This is a genomic window from Pseudomonas sp. NPDC090755 (genome assembly GCF_044769005.1).
Classification (GTDB): domain Bacteria; phylum Pseudomonadota; class Gammaproteobacteria; order Pseudomonadales; family Pseudomonadaceae; genus Aquipseudomonas.
Map to the genome: position 1 here is coordinate 73,115 of NZ_JBIVXC010000003.1, position 17,941 is coordinate 91,055.

General features: G+C 63.4%; 17 protein-coding genes. 10 read left to right on the forward strand and 7 right to left on the reverse strand.

Annotated elements, in window-relative coordinates; all coding sequences use genetic code 11:
* Positions 1-40 precede the first annotated feature (40 nt).
* Complete coding sequence (locus ACIQUS_RS07250) at positions 41-1,039, reverse strand: D-cysteine desulfhydrase (RefSeq protein WP_403044836.1); 999 nt, start codon at positions 1,037-1,039, stop codon at positions 41-43.
* Positions 1,040-1,230: 191 nt separating this feature from the next.
* Between ACIQUS_RS07250 and epsC the strand changes: the two genes are divergently transcribed.
* Positions 1,231-2,163, forward strand: a complete 933-nt coding sequence (epsC, locus tag ACIQUS_RS07255; protein WP_403044839.1) for a serine O-acetyltransferase EpsC — start codon at positions 1,231-1,233, stop codon at positions 2,161-2,163.
* Between the two features lie 185 nt (positions 2,164-2,348).
* The gene (gene betT / locus ACIQUS_RS07260; protein WP_403044841.1) at positions 2,349-4,349 is read left to right on the forward strand and encodes a choline transporter BetT; all 2,001 of its coding nucleotides are present in this window, start codon (positions 2,349-2,351) and stop codon (positions 4,347-4,349) included.
* 102 nt (positions 4,350-4,451) lie between these two features.
* Here betT and tauD read toward each other — a convergent pair whose 3' ends face one another.
* Genes tauD through tauA form a run of 4 tightly spaced genes read right to left on the reverse strand, consistent with a single transcriptional unit; the run spans position 4,452 to position 7,926 of the window.
* Positions 4,452-5,285, reverse strand: coding sequence for a taurine dioxygenase (gene tauD, locus ACIQUS_RS07265; protein WP_403044844.1), 834 nt, complete (start codon positions 5,283-5,285; stop codon positions 4,452-4,454).
* A gap of 20 nt (positions 5,286-5,305) precedes the next feature.
* Positions 5,306-6,145 carry a taurine ABC transporter permease TauC gene (gene tauC / locus ACIQUS_RS07270; RefSeq protein WP_403044847.1) on the reverse strand — a complete coding sequence of 280 codons (840 nt, stop codon included), beginning with the start codon at positions 6,143-6,145 and terminating at the stop codon, positions 5,306-5,308.
* Positions 6,142-6,936 (reverse strand): taurine ABC transporter ATP-binding subunit, encoded by a 795-nt coding sequence (gene tauB / locus ACIQUS_RS07275; RefSeq protein ID WP_403044850.1) that lies wholly within the window; start codon positions 6,934-6,936, stop codon positions 6,142-6,144. Before tauB ends, tauC begins: the two co-directional genes overlap by 4 nt.
* 12 nt (positions 6,937-6,948) lie before the next feature.
* Entirely contained in the window at positions 6,949-7,926 is a 978-nt protein-coding gene (gene tauA / locus ACIQUS_RS07280) for a taurine ABC transporter substrate-binding protein (RefSeq protein ID WP_403044853.1), read from the reverse strand.
* Between the two features lie 553 nt (positions 7,927-8,479).
* Between tauA and ACIQUS_RS07285 the strand changes: the two genes are divergently transcribed.
* The 8 genes from ACIQUS_RS07285 to ACIQUS_RS07320 all read left to right on the forward strand — a co-directional run bounded on the left by ACIQUS_RS07285 (position 8,480) and on the right by ACIQUS_RS07320 (position 15,512).
* Entirely contained in the window at positions 8,480-9,808 is a 1,329-nt protein-coding gene (locus ACIQUS_RS07285; protein WP_403044856.1) for an OprD family porin, read from the forward strand.
* A 158-nt stretch (positions 9,809-9,966) separates the two neighbouring features.
* Complete coding sequence (locus tag ACIQUS_RS07290) at positions 9,967-10,605, forward strand: peroxiredoxin (protein WP_403044859.1); 639 nt, start codon at positions 9,967-9,969, stop codon at positions 10,603-10,605.
* Positions 10,606-10,809: 204 nt separating this feature from the next.
* The gene (gene ssuE / locus ACIQUS_RS07295; protein WP_403044862.1) at positions 10,810-11,403 is read left to right on the forward strand and encodes an NADPH-dependent FMN reductase; all 594 of its coding nucleotides are present in this window, start codon (positions 10,810-10,812) and stop codon (positions 11,401-11,403) included.
* 85 nt (positions 11,404-11,488) lie between these two features.
* Positions 11,489-12,454 (forward strand): sulfonate ABC transporter substrate-binding protein, encoded by a 966-nt coding sequence (locus ACIQUS_RS07300; RefSeq protein ID WP_403044865.1) that lies wholly within the window; start codon positions 11,489-11,491, stop codon positions 12,452-12,454.
* A 58-nt stretch (positions 12,455-12,512) separates the two neighbouring features.
* Entirely contained in the window at positions 12,513-13,661 is a 1,149-nt protein-coding gene (ssuD, locus tag ACIQUS_RS07305; RefSeq protein ID WP_403044867.1) for an FMNH2-dependent alkanesulfonate monooxygenase, read from the forward strand.
* Positions 13,662-13,671: 10 nt separating this feature from the next.
* The gene (gene ssuC / locus ACIQUS_RS07310) at positions 13,672-14,466 is read left to right on the forward strand and encodes an aliphatic sulfonate ABC transporter permease SsuC (RefSeq protein WP_403044870.1); all 795 of its coding nucleotides are present in this window, start codon (positions 13,672-13,674) and stop codon (positions 14,464-14,466) included.
* On the forward strand, positions 14,463-15,275 hold the full coding sequence (gene ssuB, locus ACIQUS_RS07315; RefSeq protein WP_403044873.1) for an aliphatic sulfonates ABC transporter ATP-binding protein: 813 nt from the start codon (positions 14,463-14,465) through the stop codon (positions 15,273-15,275). The genes ssuC and ssuB overlap by 4 nt, the downstream gene beginning before the upstream one ends.
* A gap of 21 nt (positions 15,276-15,296) precedes the next feature.
* Positions 15,297-15,512: a molybdopterin-binding protein gene (locus tag ACIQUS_RS07320; protein ID WP_010221227.1), complete on the forward strand. Its 216-nt coding sequence runs from the start codon at positions 15,297-15,299 to the stop codon at positions 15,510-15,512.
* Between the two features lie 138 nt (positions 15,513-15,650).
* Here ACIQUS_RS07320 and ACIQUS_RS07325 read toward each other — a convergent pair whose 3' ends face one another.
* Positions 15,651-16,277 (reverse strand): TetR/AcrR family transcriptional regulator, encoded by a 627-nt coding sequence (locus tag ACIQUS_RS07325; protein WP_403044875.1) that lies wholly within the window; start codon positions 16,275-16,277, stop codon positions 15,651-15,653.
* Positions 16,277-17,863 carry a glutamate--cysteine ligase gene (gene gshA / locus ACIQUS_RS07330; protein WP_403044878.1) on the reverse strand — a complete coding sequence of 529 codons (1,587 nt, stop codon included), beginning with the start codon at positions 17,861-17,863 and terminating at the stop codon, positions 16,277-16,279. The genes ACIQUS_RS07325 and gshA overlap by 1 nt, the downstream gene beginning before the upstream one ends.
* Between the last annotated feature and the right edge of the window lie 78 nt (positions 17,864-17,941).

Here is a 17,941-nt window from a genome sequence, read left to right on the forward strand (position 1 = left end):
TAATATAAATTCATTTCTTATGCTATTTAGCAATAAATCATCAGTTCTGCCAGACCTCAGGGTAGGCGAACAATGCCGGGGCCCCACCGGTGTGCAGGAAAATCAGCGGGCCGTCCTCGAAACGCTGGCGCGCAACACCATCGAGCAGGCCGGCCATGGCCTTGCCGGTGTACACCGGGTCCAGCAGCAGCCCTTCGTGGCTGGCCAACAGGCGGATGGCGGCCAGGGTGCCGGCGTTCGGCTCGCCATAGCGGGGAGCGAAGTATTCGTCCCACAGCTCGATCTTGAAACTGTCCGGCAGGTGCACGCCCAGCAGTTCGGCGGTGCGTTCGGCAAGGTCTTGCACCTTGGGGCGCTGGGCCTCGTCGCTGCGCGAGACGGTGACACCGATCACCGGCAACTGCGGCAGGCTGTGTGCCAGGGCCAAGGCCAGGCCGCTGTGGGTGCCGGCGCTGCCGGAGGCCAGGACCACGCCGGCGAACACCTGGCCGCTCTGTTCGATCTGGGTGGCCAGCTCAAGGCCGGCGCGCACGTAGCCCAACGCGCCCAGGGCATTGGAGCCACCGATGGGCACCACATAGGGTTTGCGGCCACTGGCGTGCAGGCGCACGGCCAGGGCCTGGAGCTGTTCGTCGGCATTGTCGAGGTTGTCGACCAGCTCGACCTTGGCGTCGAACAGGTCCAGCAACAGGCGGTTGCCATTGTGCTGGTAGGCGAGGGAGTCGGTGCCGGTGGGGTTTTCCAGCAGGGCCACGCAGCCAAGGCCAAGGCGCGCGGCGAGGGCGGCGGTCTGACGCACATGGTTGGACTGGATCGCGCCGGCGGTCACCAGGGTATCGGCGCCCTTGGCCAGGGCGTCGGCGCCCAGGTATTCGAGTTTGCGCAGTTTGTTGCCACCCATGGCCAGCGGGGTGAAGTCGTCGCGTTTGACGTAGATGTCGCGACCGGCCCAGGCCGAGAGACGTTCCAGCTTTTCCAGCGCGGTGGGTGCGCCAAGCAGGTCCAGACGATTGAAGCGGGCTAGCTGTCGGTCGATCATGGGAATACATCTGCCGGGGAAAGTCCGACTATAGGCAGGCCAGCGGCCGGCGGCAACTCCCCGGCTTATGCCGCCTTTATTGCTTTGTGGAATAAAGGGTTATTTTTTCCCTCGTGCTCATTTGCCGTAAAGTGGACGCCTATCAGGCGGCCACTTCTTCCATCCGTGCCGCCGTGGCAGGAGGCATCACCGTGAGCGAAAACGCGCAAACAGGGCATTGGCAATTGCAGGGCATCGTTGCCGGCTTGCGTAGCGCCCGTGAGAAATGGCGCAGCAGCAATGGTCGTAGCAGTGGCGAGCAGGGCGGACGCGAGTTGCCTTCGCGCGAAGCCATGCGGCACATCCTTGAGCAGCTGTGCGGGGCGCTGTTTCCCATGCGCCTGGGTCCGGTGGACCTGCGTGAGGAAAGCGAGGATTTCTACGTCGGCCACACCCTCGACTCGGCGCTCACCGCCTTGCTCGCCCAGGCGCGCCTGGAGCTGCGTTATGTCGCCCGTCAGGGCAAGGGCAGCACCGTCGATGTCGACGCCACCGCGCTGCGATTGATCCAGGACTTTGCGGCCGCCTTGCCGGGATTGCGCAGCATCCTCGACACCGATGTGCTGGCGGCCTTCCACGGTGATCCGGCGGCGCGCAGCGTCGATGAGGTGCTGCTGTGCTACCCGGGCATTCTCGCGGTGATCCATCACCGCCTGGCGCACCACCTGTACCGTGCCGGGCTGCCCTTGCTGGCGCGGATCAGTTCGGAGCTGGCGCACTCGGCCACCGGCATCGACATTCACCCCGGCGCACAGATCGGCCAGAGTTTCTTCATCGACCACGGCACGGGTGTGGTGATCGGCGAAACGGCGATCATCGGTGAGCGGGTGCGTATCTACCAGGCCGTCACCCTGGGTGCCAAACGCTTCCCGGCCGACGAGGACGGGCAACTGCAGAAGGGCCACCCGCGCCACCCGATCGTCGAGGACGACGTGGTGATTTATGCCGGTGCAACTATTCTGGGACGCATCACCATCGGCAAGGGTTCGACCATCGGCGGCAACGTCTGGCTGACCCGCAGCGTGGCCCCGGGCAGCAACCTGACCCAGGCCAACCTGCAGCATGATGACGGGACGCAGAAGTAAGCCTTGAAGGGGCCGGTCGCGGGGACAACCCGCGACCTCAGGTCGCATTGCGGACCCCATCCATGTTTAACTTGAACGCTTGTTCAAGTTAAAACGGTGGTCCGCTGCCGGTGTTCAACAGGAGGAAACCCTTTGCTGAACCCGTTCAAACCAAGCCCTTGCCCGCGTTTCGAGGTGCACGATCGATGAGTGCACCGAGTTCCTCCGCCAGCGGCAAGATCCGCATGAACCCGCCGGTTTTCTATTTCTCGGCGAGCTTTATCCTCATTTTTGCCCTGGTGGTCATCAGCAACCCACAAACGGCCGGCCAGTGGTTGCTGGCGGCGCAGAACTGGGCGGCCAATACGGTTGGCTGGTACTACATGCTGGCGATGACGCTGTACCTGGTCTTCGTGGTGGTCACCGCCTTGTCCGGCTACGGCAAGATCAAGCTCGGTGCCGACCACGACGAACCCGAGTTCAGCTACCTGTCCTGGGCCGGCATGCTGTTCGCCGCCGGCATCAGCATTACCCTGTTCTTTTTCTGCGTTTCCGAACCCCTGACCCACATGCTCCAGCCGCCCCAGGGCGAAGCCGGCACCGTGGAGGCCGGGCGCCAGGCGATGGAGTTGCTGTTCCTGCACTGGGGCCTGCATGGCTGGGGCGTGTTCGCCTTCGTCGGCATGGCCCTGGCCTATTTCGCCTACCGCCACAACCTGCCGCTGGCCCTGCGCTCGGCGCTCTACCCGCTGATCGGCAAACGCATCAACGGGCCGATCGGCTACGCGGTGGATGGCTTCGGCATCATTGCCACGGTGTTTGGCCTGGGCGCCGACATGGGCTTTGGCGTCCTGCACCTGAATTCGGGCCTGGACTACCTGTTCGGCATGCCTCACACCCAGTGGGTGCAGGTGCTGCTGATCGCCCTGATGATGGGCGCGGCGGTGGCCGTCGCCGTGGCCGGGGTCGAGAAGGGCGTGCGGGTGATGTCCGATATCAACCTGTTCCTGGCCTGCGCCTTGCTGCTGTTCGTGCTGTTCGCCGGCCCGACCCAGCACCTGTTCAATACCCTGATCCAGAACCTGGGCGATTACCTGGGGGCATTGCCGAGAAAGAGCTTCGATGTCTATGCCTACAACCAGGCCAGTGAATGGCTGGGGGGCTGGACGGTGTTCTACTGGGCCTGGTGGATTGCCTGGGCGCCCTTTGTCGGCCTGTTCATCGCACGCATTTCCCGGGGCCGCACCATTCGCGAGTTCGTCTTCGGCGTGCTGTTGATCCCGCTGGGGTTCACCCTGGCGTGGATGTCGATCTTCGGCAACAGCGCGATGACCCAGGTGCTGGATCACGGCATGACCGCGCTGGGCCAGTCGGCGCTGGAAAACCCGTCGATGACGCTTTACCTGCTGCTGGAAACCTATCCATGGAGCAAGACGGTGATCGCCGTCACGGTGTTCATCAGCTTCGTGTTCTTCGTCACCTCGGCCGACTCCGGCACCGTGGTGCTCTCGACCCTGTCCGCCCGTGGCGGCAACGCCGACGAAGACGGGCCTAACTGGTTGCGGGTGTTCTGGGGGGCGATGACCGCGCTGGTGACCAGCGGCCTGCTGTTTGCCGGCAGCATCGACTCGTTGAAATCGGCGGTGGTGCTGACCTCGCTGCCGTTCTCGGTGATTTTGCTGGCGATGATGTGGGGCCTGCACAAGGCGTTCTACCTGGAGTCGCAGCGGCAGATCGCACAGATGCATTCGCTGGCACCGTTCGCCAATTCGCGCCGTGGTCGTGGCGGTTGGCGCCAGCGCCTGAGCCAGGCGGTGCACTTCCCGTCGCGTGATGAGGTGTACCGGTTCATGGCCGATGTGGTGCGCCCGGCGATCGCCGAGGTGACCGAGGTGTTCGTCGAGAAGGGCCTGAACGTCATCACCCAGGAAGACCCGAGCCATGACAACGTCAGCCTGAAGATAGGCCATGGTGAAGAACAGCCCTTCATTTACCAGGTGCAGATGCGTGGTTACTTCACACCGTCATTCGCCCTGGGAGGGCTGGGAACCCAGGAGTTGAAGAACCGCCGCTACTACCGTGCCGAGGTGCACCTGAGCGAAGGCAGCCAGAACTATGACCTGGTTGGCTACAGCAAGGAGCAGATCATCAACGACATCCTCGACCAGTACGAACGGCATATGCAGTTCCTGCACCTGGTGCGTTGATCACAAGGCCCTATCGCCGGCTACGCCGGCTCCCACACCGACCTTCAGAGCAATGCTGAAGCTGTGGGAGCCGGCAAAGCCGGCGATAGGCTGCACCACGAATCAGAACGGCGCATCCCCAAGGATCGTCGCCCGGTGCATTACCCGCCGCTGCGGCCGGTAGTCATCCACCGCGTAATGCTGGGTCACGCGGTTATCCCAGAACGCCACGTCATTCTCCTGCCAGCGCCAGCGAATGGTGAACTCCGGCCGGGTGGCGTGGGCGAACAGCAGCTTGAGGATCGCCTCGCTTTCCGCCTCGCTCAGCTCATTGATACGGGTGGTGAAACCTTCGTTGACGAACAGAGACTTGCGTCCGCTGACCGGGTGGGTGCGAACCACCGGGTGCGACAGCGGCGGGTTGTTGCGCCGTGTCGCCTCCCAGCGCGCCAGGTCTTCCTGGGTAGTCCCGAAACGCTCCAACGGGAATGACTTGGTGAAGTCATGGGTCGCCGTCAGGCCATCGAGCAACTGTTGCAAGGGCGCCGACAAGGCCTCGAAGGCGGCGATGCCACTGGCCCACAAAGTATCGCCACCATAGGCAGGCAGTTGCTTGGCACTGAGCACCGCGCCCAGCGCCGGCGTCGGCAGGAAGGTCACGTCGGTGTGCCAGATGGCATTGTCGCGCACATCGGTGACGGCCGTGTCGAGCACCAGTACCTGTGGCGTTTCCGGCACGTTGGGGTAGATCGGGTGGATATGCAGGTCGCCAAAGCGCGCGGCGAAGTCGGCCTGTTGCTGTGGGTCGATCGGCTGGTCACGGAAGAACAGCACCTGATGTTTGAGCAGGGCCTGCTCGATGGCATCGCGTTGTTCGTGGCTGATCTCGCGGGCCAGGTCGATGCCGCTGATCTGGGCGCCGAGCGCGTTGCTCAGCGGGGTAATGGTCAGGCTCATGCTCGTTCTCTTTCTCGTCGTCAATGACTCTGGCCATGCCAGGGCACCAGTTTGCTCTGCAGGGCGCGCAAGCCCATTTCCAGGGCAAAGGCGATCAGTGCGATCACCAGGATGCCCAATACCACCACGTCGGTGACCAGGAACTGCGCCGCCGACTGGACCATGAAGCCCAGGCCGCTGGTGGCGGCGATCAACTCGGCGGCGACCAGGGTCGACCAGCCGACCCCCAGGCCGATGCGCACGCCGGTGAGGATGTCCGGCAGGGCGCTGGGCAGGATCACATGGCGGATCAGCTGGGCCTTGGTGGCGCCCAGCGATTGTGCCGCGCGCAGCTTGGCCGGATCGACGGTGCGCACACCGGTGGCGGTGGCAATGGCGATGGGGGCGAAGATCGCCAGGTAGATCAGCAGCACTTTCGACAGCTCGCCGATACCGCACCAGATCACGATCAACGGCAGGTAGGCCAGCGGTGGAATCGGGCGGTAGAACTCGATCAGCGGATCGAGAATGCCGCGGGCGATGCGGTTGTGGCCGATGGCGATGCCAATCGGGATGGCGGTGACAATTGCCGCGCCCAAGGCCAGGCCGATGCGCCCCAGGCTCGCGCCCAGGTGTTGCCACAGGGTCGACTCCATGTAGCCCTGGGTCAGCAACAACCAGGCCTTGGCCAGCACCGCTTCGGGCGATGGCAGGAACAGTGGCTCGATCCACTCCGCCGCGGTCACCGCCCACCACAGCACCAACAGGGCGGTGAGGGTCAGGCCGCTGATCCAGCGGGTGCTCAGTTGGCGCCGGACCGCTACCGGCGCGGTGGGGCCCGGTGCGGCTTTGGCCGCGACAGGAACATCCAGGCTGCTCATGCGAACTCCTGCCGCGTGGCGGCGCTGTGTTGGGAAAACACCCGGGCCAGCACGTGCTCGCGGGTTTCGATAAAGCGTGGATCGGATTTGATCGAGCGGGCCGACTCGCCGGCCGCGTAGCGCTGGCCAAAGTCCAGCTGCAGGCGTTCGACGATTTGCCCGGGGTTGGGCGCCAGCAGGATCAGGTCGGTGGCCAGGAACACCGCTTCTTCAATGTCATGGGTAATCAGGAACACCGGCTTGGCCGTGCGCCGCCAGACCTGCAACAGCAGCTCTTGCATCTGTTCGCGGGTAAAGGCATCGAGGGCGCCGAACGGCTCGTCCATCAGCAGCACCCGCGGGTCGGCGGCCAGGGCGCGGGCCAGGCCCACGCGCTGTTTCTGTCCACCGGAGAGCTGCCAGATGCGCCGGCTGCCGAAGTCGGCCAGGTCGACCAGGGCGAGCATTTCCCGCGCCTTGCGCTCACGTTCCGCGCGCGCCACGCCCGCCAGCTCCAGGCCAAAGGCGACGTTGGCCAGCACGTCCTGCCAGGGCAACAGGGCATCGTCCTGGAACACCACGCCGCGCTCGGCCCCGGGGCCTTGCACCGGTACGCCATCAAGGGTGATGCGTCCGCCACTGGGCGTGACGAAGCCGGCGATCAGGTTGAGCAAGGAAGTCTTGCCGCTGCCCGAAGGGCCGAGGGCCACCAGCAATTGCTGCGGGCCCAGGCTCAGGTTGATGTCGGCCAGCACCGGTTCGGCTGAGCCGGGGTACTGTGCGCTGATGCGCTCCAGTTCAAGCAATGCCATGACGAACTCCGATCAGTTGGCGATGAACTTGGCGCTGACATAAGGCGCGTAGTCCGGCAGCACCGCTTCGACCTTGCCTTGTTCCTTGAGGAAGGTGGCGGTGTCGGTGATGGCCTGGGTGGTCGGTGCGCCCAGCGCGGCGACCTGGTCGGCGGCCAGCGGGAACACGTTGCCTTGCAGCAGGGCCGGGATGTCGGCGGCCTTGGCGCCGGACAGCTTGACCAGCTTGTCGATGTTGCCCTGCTTGGCCAGCCAGGCTTGCGGGTCCTTGCGGTAGTCGGCATAGGCGTCCAGGGTCACCTTGGCGAAGGCCTTGACGATGTCCGGGTGCTTGGCGGCGAAGTCCTTGCGCACGATCCAGGCATCGAAGGTCGGCGCGCCTTTCTCTGCCAGCTCGCCGGAGGTGATCAGCACCTTGCCGTTCTCCTTGGCCACCCCCAGGGCCGGGTCCCAGACGTAGGTGGCGTCGATGTCACCGCGTTTCCAGGCGGCGATGATCGCCGGTGGCGCCAGGTTGAGGATCTGCACCTTGGCCGGGTCGATGTTCCATTGCTTGAGCGCGGCCAGCAGGCTGTAGTGACCGGTGGACACGAACGGCACGGCGATCTTCTTGCCGATCAGGTCCTGGGGCGAGTTGATCCCGGCACCTTCACGGGCCACCAGGGCCTCGGCGGCACCGATCTGGGTGGCGATCAGGAAGGTTTCCACCGGCAGCTTGCGGGTCGCGGCAGCGGCCAGGGGGCTGGAGCCGAGGTAGCCGATCTGCACGTCGCCGGAGGCCACGGCGGTAATGACATCGGCGCCGCTGTCGAATTTGCGCCAGTCGATCTCGGCCTTGCTGGTTTTTTCATAGGTGCCGTCGACCTGGGCGACTTTGGCCGGGTCGACGGTGGTCTGGTAGGCCACGGTGAGGTCGGCCGCCTGGGTGAACCAGCTGGCGCCGGCGAGGGTCAGGGCGGCGAACAGGCGCAGCGGAGCATGCAGGGACATGGTGAACTCCTTCTCAGGCGGATGGGGATGGCAAGTGGATTTAAGACTAAATGATCTAAGAAAATTAAAATAAATAACTTTTTAGCATTAGCTTAGGAGCCAATCGCTTTAAGGTCGGGCGTGACGGTGGGGATCATCGCGGGGTGGCAACGGTGACCGTGGTCAAGGCCTGGGTAGTGAGGAAAGGGAATGATGAATGCCGGGCCATGAAGGTGGCGTTGTCGAAGGGGAAGTCGGTGAAAAGCTAAACGATCTAAAAAGCAGCTTATGCATACCTTTTTGGAATTCGCTTATGCGCCGGAACCGGCAGGGTAGGAAAATTACTGACCATATTCCTGAATAATCTGAAAAATTACAAAATAAGTCTTTTTGGAATTATAGGAATGTCTTTATCCTTGGGCCCAAGGGTTGGGCATTAGACCAAAGTCGTGAAATGAATAGTTACGATTGACTTGACGGTCACGCTTTGGTGCTAATCGCCAATCGACGTCGAGCAGGGCAACAGATCCTGCCGTAAGCGACACACAAGAATTAGAAACGAGAGGAGCAAAACATGTACAAGTCGACCTTGGCAATCGCCGTGGCCGTGGGGGTGCTTGCCCAGCAAGCGGGCGCTGCCGGTTTCCTTGAAGACAGCAAGCTGTCGGTCAGTTCGCGGACCATGTATTACGATGCCGATAACCGCGAAGGCGGTAATGACAACCGCGAGTCCGGCCAAGGTTTCAAGCTGGATTACCTGTCCGGCTTTACTCAAGGCACCGTGGGTTTCGGCGTTGATATCCAGGCGCTGTGGGGTATCCACCTGGATGGCGGCCGTGGCCACCACCCGAACAATAGCACCTTCTTCCCAAGCGATACCGATGGCTCGGCTGTCGAGCAGTGGGCACGCCTGGGCGGTAACGCCAAAGCGCGTTTCTCGAAGACCGAGGCACACTTCGGTAGCGCCCTGGCACCTAACCTGCCAATCCTCGTCTCGAACGATGGCCGTCTGTTGCCGCAAACGTTTGAAGGCGGCACGATCCAGTCGAAAGAAATCGACAACCTGACCCTGAACGCCGGTCAGCTGACCCACGCCATGGGCCGTGCGTCGAGCAACCGTACCGGTCTGGCCGTTGCCGGTGGTACCCAGGACAGCAACAAGTTCCAGTTTGCCGGTGGCGACTGGAAGGTCACCAAAGACCTGACCCTGCAGTACTACTACGCGAACCTGGAAGACTACTACAAGCAGCACTTCCTGGGCCTGACCCACGTGTTCCCGATTGCTGAAGACCAATCCTTCAAAACCGACCTGCGCTACTTCGACAGCAGCAGCGACGGCGCGAACGGTGACGCGACGCACTTCTTCAGCAACAACGGTGGTTTCGCCAAGAACCCAGGCGAGGTCGACAACAAGACCTGGAGTGCCATCTTCACCTACACCCTGGGTGGCCACGCGTTCCTGCTCGGTCATCAACAGGTCGGCGATGACGGTGGTTTCGTCTACCTGGGCCAAGGTGATGTCCGCAGAGATGGCACCACGCGCAACGAAGGTAACGGCGGCTCCAGCTTCTACCTGTTCACCGACAGCATGGTCAACTCCTTCGTCCGTGCCGGTGAGAACACCACCTTCGGCCAGTACGCCTATGACTTCGCGCGCGTGGGTGTGCCAGGTCTGAAGACTTCGATCACCTACCTGCGTGGTGATGACATTCGCTTCAAGTCCGGCAACGGTACCTATAGCGAATGGGAACGCGATGCTCGTATCGACTACGTCATCCAGGAAGGCACCCTGAAAGGCCTGGGCGCGAGCCTGCGTCACGGTACGTTCCGCGGTCAGGGCGAAAGCGTTGCTGACCAGGACCAGACCCGTCTGATCTTCAACTACACTTACAACTTCCTGTAAGTCCGGTTGAAAAGAGAAGCCTCGCCTAGTGCGAGGCTTTTTTTTGCCTGCCCATTAATAGGGTTAAAAGTTATAAATAAATCGATATTTATTCTTTTTGTTTTCTAGCCGATGCAGGCACAGTGAACCCATAACGAACTCAGCCAAGGAGCCGCACCATGAGCCTCAGACTCGGCGATATCGCCCCCGACTTCGAACAGGAATCCAGCGCCGGCAAGATCCGTTTCCACGAATGGCTGGGCAACAGCTGGGGCGTGCTGTTCTCGCATCCGGCCGACTTCACCCCGGTGTGCACCACCGAACTGGGCTTTACCGCCAAGCTCAAGGAGCAGTTCGCCGAGCGCGGGGTCAAGGCCATCGCCCTGTCGGTGGATCCGGTGGACTCGCACCATCGCTGGATCGAGGACATCAACGAAACCCAGAACACCGAGGTCAACTTCCCGATCCTGGCCGATGCCGATCGCAAGGTGTCCGACCTCTACGACCTGATCCACCCCAACGCCAGCGACACCCTGACCGTACGTTCCTTGTTCGTCATCGACCCGAACAAGAAGATTCGCCTGACCATTACCTACCCGGCCAGCACCGGGCGCAACTTCCACGAAATCCTGCGGGTGATCGACTCCCTGCAGCTCACCGACAACCACAAGGTGGCCACCCCGGCCAACTGGCAGGACGGTGACGAGGTGGTGATCGTGCCATCGCTCCAGGATGCGGATGAAATCAAGCAGCGCTTTCCCAAGGGCTATCGGACGGTCAAGCCGTACCTGCGCCTGACCCCGCAGCCCAATCGTTAAGTTTTAGCCATAGCAGGGATCTTGGGCCGTTTCGACGGCCCTTTTTTTTTGAGGTCAGATTCCTGTGCGTTTTATAGGTCATAAAAGAATAAACAAATGAAAAAATATGATTTATGGATATATGTATCGAGCTGTTAAGGTCACTCCATTCCAGCGAGAAACATACCTCGCGGCCCTCTGGATCAAGATCAAGGAAGCGCTCCAATGCTGGTTGTTTCTCTCGGTGGCAGTCCCAGTCTACGTTCACGCTCCGGCGTGTTGCTCGAGCGCAGCCGCCAGTGGCTGCAGGGCCAGGGCGTTGAAGTGGTGACCTTCCAGGTTCGCGACTTTCCCGCCGAAGACCTGCTGCACGCACGCTTCGACAGCCCGAAGATCCAGCATTTCCTGCAACTGGTGGAGCTGGCCGACGGCCTGATCGTGGCAACGCCGGTGTACAAGGCGTCCTTTGCCGGCGCCCTGAAAACCCTGCTCGACCTGCTGCCAGAACGCGGCCTGAATCACAAAGTGGTATTGCCCGTCGCCACCGGCGGCAGCATCGCCCACATGCTGGCGGTGGACTACGCGCTCAAGCCGGTGCTGTCGGCGCTCAAGGCCCAGGAAATCCTCCAGGGCATCTTCGCCGACGACAGCCAGATCGCTTACGGCGAAGGCAGCGCCGCCGCCCAGCTGGCGCCGGCCCTGGAGCAACGCTTGAACGAATCGCTTGAACTGTTTCACGGTGCCCTGGCCCGCCGGCCGAAGCCGGTCGCCCCGGGACTGTTGAATGAACGTCTGCTCAGTGCTCGCTGGAGCATCTGAGGCCCAACCTGATCCAACCCCACCTTACTCGCCCGCCAACGGGCAAGCAGGTGCAGCCTGAACCCCAAAGCAAAAGGAGAGCGCTATGCGCACTGTCATTTTGCGTCGTGGTCTGGTCGCTCTGTTTGCTGCGGCTGTGTCCTTCGGCGCCATTACTCAAGCCCAGGCTGAAAGCCTGCGTATCGGTTACCAGAAGTACGGCACCCTGGTGCTGCTCAAGGCCAAGGGCACGCTGGAAAAGCGCCTGGCCGCCCAGGGCGTGCAGGTGCAATGGACGGAATTCCCGGGAGGCCCGCAGCTGCTCGAAGGCCTGAACGTCGGCTCCATCGACTTCGGCGTGACCGGCGAGACGCCGCCGGTTTTCGCCCAGGCCGCCGGTGCCGACCTCCTGTACGTGGCCTATGAGCCGCCAGCGCCGCACAGCGAGGCGATCCTGGTGCCCAAGGGCTCGCCGATCCAGTCGGTGAAGGAGCTCAAGGGCAAGAAGGTCGCGCTGAACAAGGGCTCCAACGTTCACTACCTGCTGGTCCGCGCCCTGGAAGACGCCGGCCTCAAATACACCGATATCCAGCCGGTGTTCCTGCCGCCTGCCGATGCCCGCGCCGCCTTCGAGCGTGGCAGCGTCGATGCCTGGGTGATCTGGGACCCCTACCAGGCCGCCGCCGAGCAACAGTTGCAGGCCCGCACCCTGCGCGATGGCAAAGGCATCGTCGACAACCACCAGTTCTACCTGGCGACCAAGCCCTACGCCCAGAAACACCCTGAGGTGATCAACACCCTGGTCGAGGAAGTGCGCGCCGTGGGCGAGTGGTCCAGGGCCAACCCGCAGGAGGTCACCGACCAGGTGGCGCCGCTGCTGGGCCTGCCGGCCGACATCACCCTGACCTCGGTCAAGCGCCAGGGCTATGGCGCCCACTTCCTTACCCCGGAGGTGGTCGATGCCCAGCAGAAAATCGCCGACACCTTCCACACCCTCAAGCTGATTCCCAAGCCGCTGAGCATCAAGGATGTGATCTGGACTCCCCCGGCCAAGGTCGCCAGCGCGCCTTGACGATTCGCCCGTGCCGGGGCGACGCCCCGGCTTGCGTTCCCCTTAGGAGACAACTCCAATGAGCCTCAACGTATTCTGGTTTCTTCCCACCCACGGCGACGGCCACTACCTGGGCACCGCCGAAGGCGCGCGCGCCGTGGATCATGGCTACCTGCAGCAGATTGCCCAGGCTGCCGACCGCCTGGGCTTTGGCGGGGTGCTGATCCCGACCGGTCGCTCCTGCGAGGATTCCTGGCTGGTTGCCGCATCGCTGGTGCCGGTGACCCAGCGCCTGAAGTTCCTGGTCGCCCTGCGTCCCGGCATCATTTCGCCCACCGTGGCGGCGCGTCAGGCCGCGACCCTGGACCGGCTGTCCGGCGGCCGTGCGTTGTTCAACCTGGTGACCGGTGGCGATCCGGAAGAGCTCTCCGGTGATGGCCTGTTCCTCAGCCATGAAGAGCGCTACCAGGCTTCGGTGGAATTCACCCGCATCTGGCGTCGGGTGCTGGAAGGCGAAACCGTCGATTACGATGGCCAGCATATCCAGGTCAAAGGCGCCAAGCTGCTCTATCCACCGGTCCAGCAGCCACGTCCACCGCTGTATTTCGGGGGCTCCTCGGAAGCGGCCCAGGACCTTGCCGCCGAGCAGGTCGAGCTGTACCTGACCTGGGGCGAGCCGCCCGAAGCGGTTGCCGAGAAGATCGAACAAGTGCGCGCCAAGGCCGCCAGGCAAGGCCGCACCGTGCGCTTCGGTATCCGCCTGCACGTGATCGTGCGCGAAACCAACGCCGAGGCCTGGCAGGCCGCCGAACGCCTGATCTCGCACCTGGACGACGACACTATTGCCCGCGCCCAGGCTTCGCTGGCGCGCTTCGACTCGGTGGGCCAGCAACGCATGGCTGCGCTGCACGGCGGCAGTCGCGACAACCTGGAAGTCAGCCCCAACCTGTGGGCCGGTGTCGGCCTGGTGCGCGGTGGCGCGGGTACCGCACTGGTCGGCGATGGTCCGACCGTGGCCGCGCGGGTCAAGGAGTACGCGGCGCTGGGTATCGATACGTTCATCTTCTCCGGTTATCCACACCTGGAGGAGTCCTACCGGGTCGCCGAGCTGCTGTTCCCGCACCTGGATGTGGAGCGCCCGGAGTTGCCGAAAAGCGGCGGTTACGTGAGCCCCTTCGGCGAGATGGTGGCCAACGACATCCTGCCCAAATCCACGGCGCAGCGCTGAGGGCCGGGTCATGAGTCGAGCATCCACTCCCTGGCCGCAGCGCCTGGCGCCCTGGGCGCTGCCGCTGCTGCTGTTGGCGGTCTGGCAACTGGCGGTGAGCGCCGGCTGGTTGTCGACGCGCATCCTGCCGGCCCCCAGCGCGGTGTTCAGCGCCGGTGTCGAACTGGTGCGCAGCGGCGAAATCTGGACCCACCTGGCCATCAGTGGCTGGCGTGCCGCACTCGGCTTTCTGATCGGCGGCTCGATCGGCCTGGCGCTGGGTTTTATCACCGGCCTGTCGAGCTGGGGCGAGCGCCTGCTCGACAGCTCGGTGCAGATGATCCGCAATGTGCCGCACCTGGCGCTGATCCCGCTGGTGATCCTGTGGTTCGGCATCGATGAGTCGGCGAAGATTTTCCTTGTCGCCCTGGGCACCTTGTTCCCGATCTACCTGAACACCTACCACGGCATCCGCAACGTCGATCCGGCGCTGGTGGAAATGGCGCGCAGCTATGGCCTGTCCGGCTTCGCCCTGTTTCGCCAGGTGATCCTGCCCGGCGCCTTGCCGTCGATCCTCGTCGGGGTGCGTTTCGCCCTGGGCTTCATGTGGCTGACCCTGATCGTTGCCGAGACGATTTCCGCCAACGCCGGCATCGGCTACCTGGCAATGAATGCCCGGGAGTTCCTGCAGACCGACGTGGTGGTACTGGCCATCGTCCTCTACGCCGTGCTCGGCAAGCTCGCCGACCTGGCGGCACGGGGCCTGGAGCGGATCTGGCTGCGCTGGCACCCGGCTTATCAACCTGTTCGGGGAGAGGGCGCATGACCATCCTCAAGGAACCACCGGCGCGGCTGCTGCGCGGCATTCCGCTGGCGGCGCAAAACATCAAGAAAACCTTCGGCCAGCGCCAGGTGCTGCGCGACATCGACCTGCACATTCCGGCTGGGCAGTTCGTCGCCATTGTCGGCCGCAGCGGCTGCGGCAAGAGCACCTTGCTGCGCTTGCTCGCCGGTCTCGACCAGCCCACCTCTGGTGAGCTGCTGGCAGGTTCGGCAGCACTGAGCGAGGCGCGCGAAGACACCCGGTTGATGTTCCAGGAAGCGCGCTTGTTGCCCTGGAAGAAAGTGATCGACAACGTCGGCCTGGGTTTGTCCGGCAACTGGCGGGAGAACGCGTTGCAGGCGCTGGAAGCGGTCGGCCTGGCCGAACGCGCCCAGGAGTGGCCGGCGGCCCTGTCGGGCGGCCAGAAGCAGCGTGTGGCCCTGGCCCGCGCCCTGATCCACCAGCCGCGCCTGTTGCTGCTCGACGAGCCGCTGGGGGCGCTGGATGCCCTGACCCGTATCGAGATGCAGCAACTGATCGAGCGGCTCTGGCGCCAGCATGGTTTCACTGTGTTGCTGGTCACCCACGATGTCAGCGAAGCGGTGGCAGTCGCCGACCGGGTGATCCTCATCGAGGACGGCGAAGTGGGCCTGGACCTCACCATCGATCTGCCACATCCCCGTGTACGTGGCTCCCATCGCCTGGCCGCGCTGGAAACCGAAGTACTCAACCGTGTTCTCTCGGTGCCGGGCACGCCGCCCGGGCCGGAACCCGTAGCACCGTTGCCTACGCAGTTGCGTTGGGCTCATTGACCAAAAAAAGGAAGCAAGCAGATGACCATCAAAGCGATCAACGTGCGTAACCAGTTCAAGGGCACCGTGAAGGAAATCCTCGAAGGCCCGGTGTTGTCTGAAATCGATGTGCAGACCGCCTCGGGCATCGTCACGTCAGTGATCACCACCCGCTCGGTACGCGAGCTGGAGCTGACCATTGGCAGTGAGGTGATTGCCTTCGTGAAGTCCACCGAGGTGTCGATTGCCAAGCTTTGATTGGCGATGATGCCATCGCTTTGTAGCCGCTGCCGTCAGGCTGCGATCGGGCGCGCAGCGGCCGCAAAGTCCAATTGCGACTGCTGCGCAGTCGATCGCAGCCTCGTTCCTCGGCAGCGGCTACACGGCGATAGCGGGTCAGCGTTTAGGCAAAAACGGCGGCAGGTACAACCCCAGATACGCATCGAACACCCGCATCCCTTCCTCGGCCATGCGTGCCGTGATCTGCCCGTGCAACTGCACCGAGCGCGCATAGACCCGGTCACCCAGCTCCATGGCCAGGGCGAACACATCGACATCCTGCGGTAGTACCGGTAGCTGGAAATGCTGGGCGAATACCTTGTGCATCAGGTCACCCAGTTCGATGTCATGCTGGCGGTCGGCCTGGGTCACTTCGCTCAGGCCGTGTTGAGCAAGGATCAGCTGGCGGGCTGCGGCATCCTGGTTGTAGATACTCAGCATGCGCTGCTCGACCAGGCGCGAGAGGTCGTGCCAGGTGTTCAGCTGCGAGGTCTCGATCGGCGCTTGCAGGCACGCGCGAAACGCACTGTGTACATCAGCGGTCAGGGCTTCGAGCAGGGCCGGCACGCTGGCGAAGAAGTGATAGACCGACGACGGCGGTATCTGCGCCCGTTCGGCCACGCTGTAGATCGACAGGCTGGCCACGCCTTCGTCGGCCAGCAGCGCACGCGCCGCGGCCAGGATCGAGTCGATCCGGGCCTGGCTGCTGGCGCGGGGCTTGCGGGCGCTCTGTACGCGGCTCATCAGTTACTGATCGCCAGGATGCTGGCCTGGTAGGCGCTGACGAACAAGTCGAAGTCGGCCTTGTTCTCCTCACGCTCAAGCTTGGCCTGGGCCTCCAGGGATTCGCGCGCCGCTGTCTCGAAACGCTGTTGCTCGTCCGCAGGCATTGCCTGGCTGCGGAAGAATTCGGCATGGGCCTGGCTCTGGCGCAGGGCGAAGCGGCTGAAGCTTTCGTTGTGCTCCTTCATGCTCGCCAGTACCTGGGCCGATGGCGTCAGGGACGGGTCGCTGACCTTGGCCTTCTGCAACTGCAGGGCCTTGGCATGTTCGTCACCGCCCAGGCTGCGGTCGAGCAGCTCTGCCAGTGGCGCGATACGTTCGAGCAGTTCGTCGGCCCACTGCTTGAGCTCCACCGGCTTGCCGTGGCGCTGCAGCTGCAGGCCAGGGCGGCGACCTTCCTTGACCACACTGAGGAAGTTGCCGGTGCAGTTGCCGCACTCCAGGTAACCGAGCAGCGGGCTTTCTTCCAGGGCGCAGAACAGCAGGAAGGCGTCGAGGAAACGGGCTTCGGGCAGCTCGATACCGGTCGGCAGGAAGGGGTTGATGTCCAGGCAGCGTACTTCGACGTACTGGATGCCGCGGGCCATCAGCGCCTGGATCGGCCGTTCGCCGCTGTAGGTCACGCGCTTTGGGCGGATGTTGGAGTAGTACTCGTTTTCGATCTGCAGGATGTTGGTGTTCAGCTGCACCCACTCGCCATCCTTGTGCGTACCGACCTCGACATAGGGCGCGTAGGGCGTGGCCACGGCCTTGCGCAGGCTGTCGGTGTAGCTGGTGAGGTCGTTGTAGCAGGGCGTCAGGCCCGCCTGGGCGTTGCTCTGGTAACCCAGGTCGCTCATGCGCAGGCTGGTGGCGTAGGGCAAATACAGGGTGTCGGCGTCGAATTGCTCAAGCTGGTGCGGCCGACCGCGCAGGAAGCCGGCGTCCAGTGCAGGCGAGGCGCCGAACAGGTACATCAGCAACCAGCTGTAGCGGCGGAAGTTGCGGATCAGGGCGATGTAGGCCGCCGACTGGTAGTCGCGGTCTTCCAGGTTGCTGCCTTCGGCGACACGCAGCAGCGGCCAGAGTTTTTCCGGCAGCGAGAAGTTGTAGTGAATCCCGGCGATGCACTGCATGGTGCGGCCGTAACGCAGGGCCAGGCCCTTGCGGTAGACGTACTTGAGCTGACCGATGTTGGAGGTGCCGTACTCGGCGATCGGAATGTCCTCCTCGGCCGGCAGCGGGCAGGGCATCGACGGGCTCCACAGGTACTCGCTGCCCAGCTTGGTGTAGGCGAAGCGGTGGATGTTCTCCAGGCTGGCGAGGGTCTGCGCCGGGTCGGGCAGGGCCGGGGTGATGAACTCCAGCAGCGACTCCGAGTAGTCCGTGGTGATCTGCTCGTGGGTCAACGCCGAACCCAGGGCTTCGGGGTGCGGGGTCTGGGCCAGGCGACCGTCCTCGGTCACACGCAGGCATTCGCGCTCGATGCCGTGCAGGCACTGCTTGAGCAGGGAGAGGTTGTCGCCCTGGCCGAGCAGGCTCAGGCGGCGGTTGAGAAGTTCGCTCAAGATGGATTCCTTCACGCGTCAGTCGCCCCAATATGGGGGTAGAGTTGACGGTCTACAAGGGTGGACAGAGGAACTGGC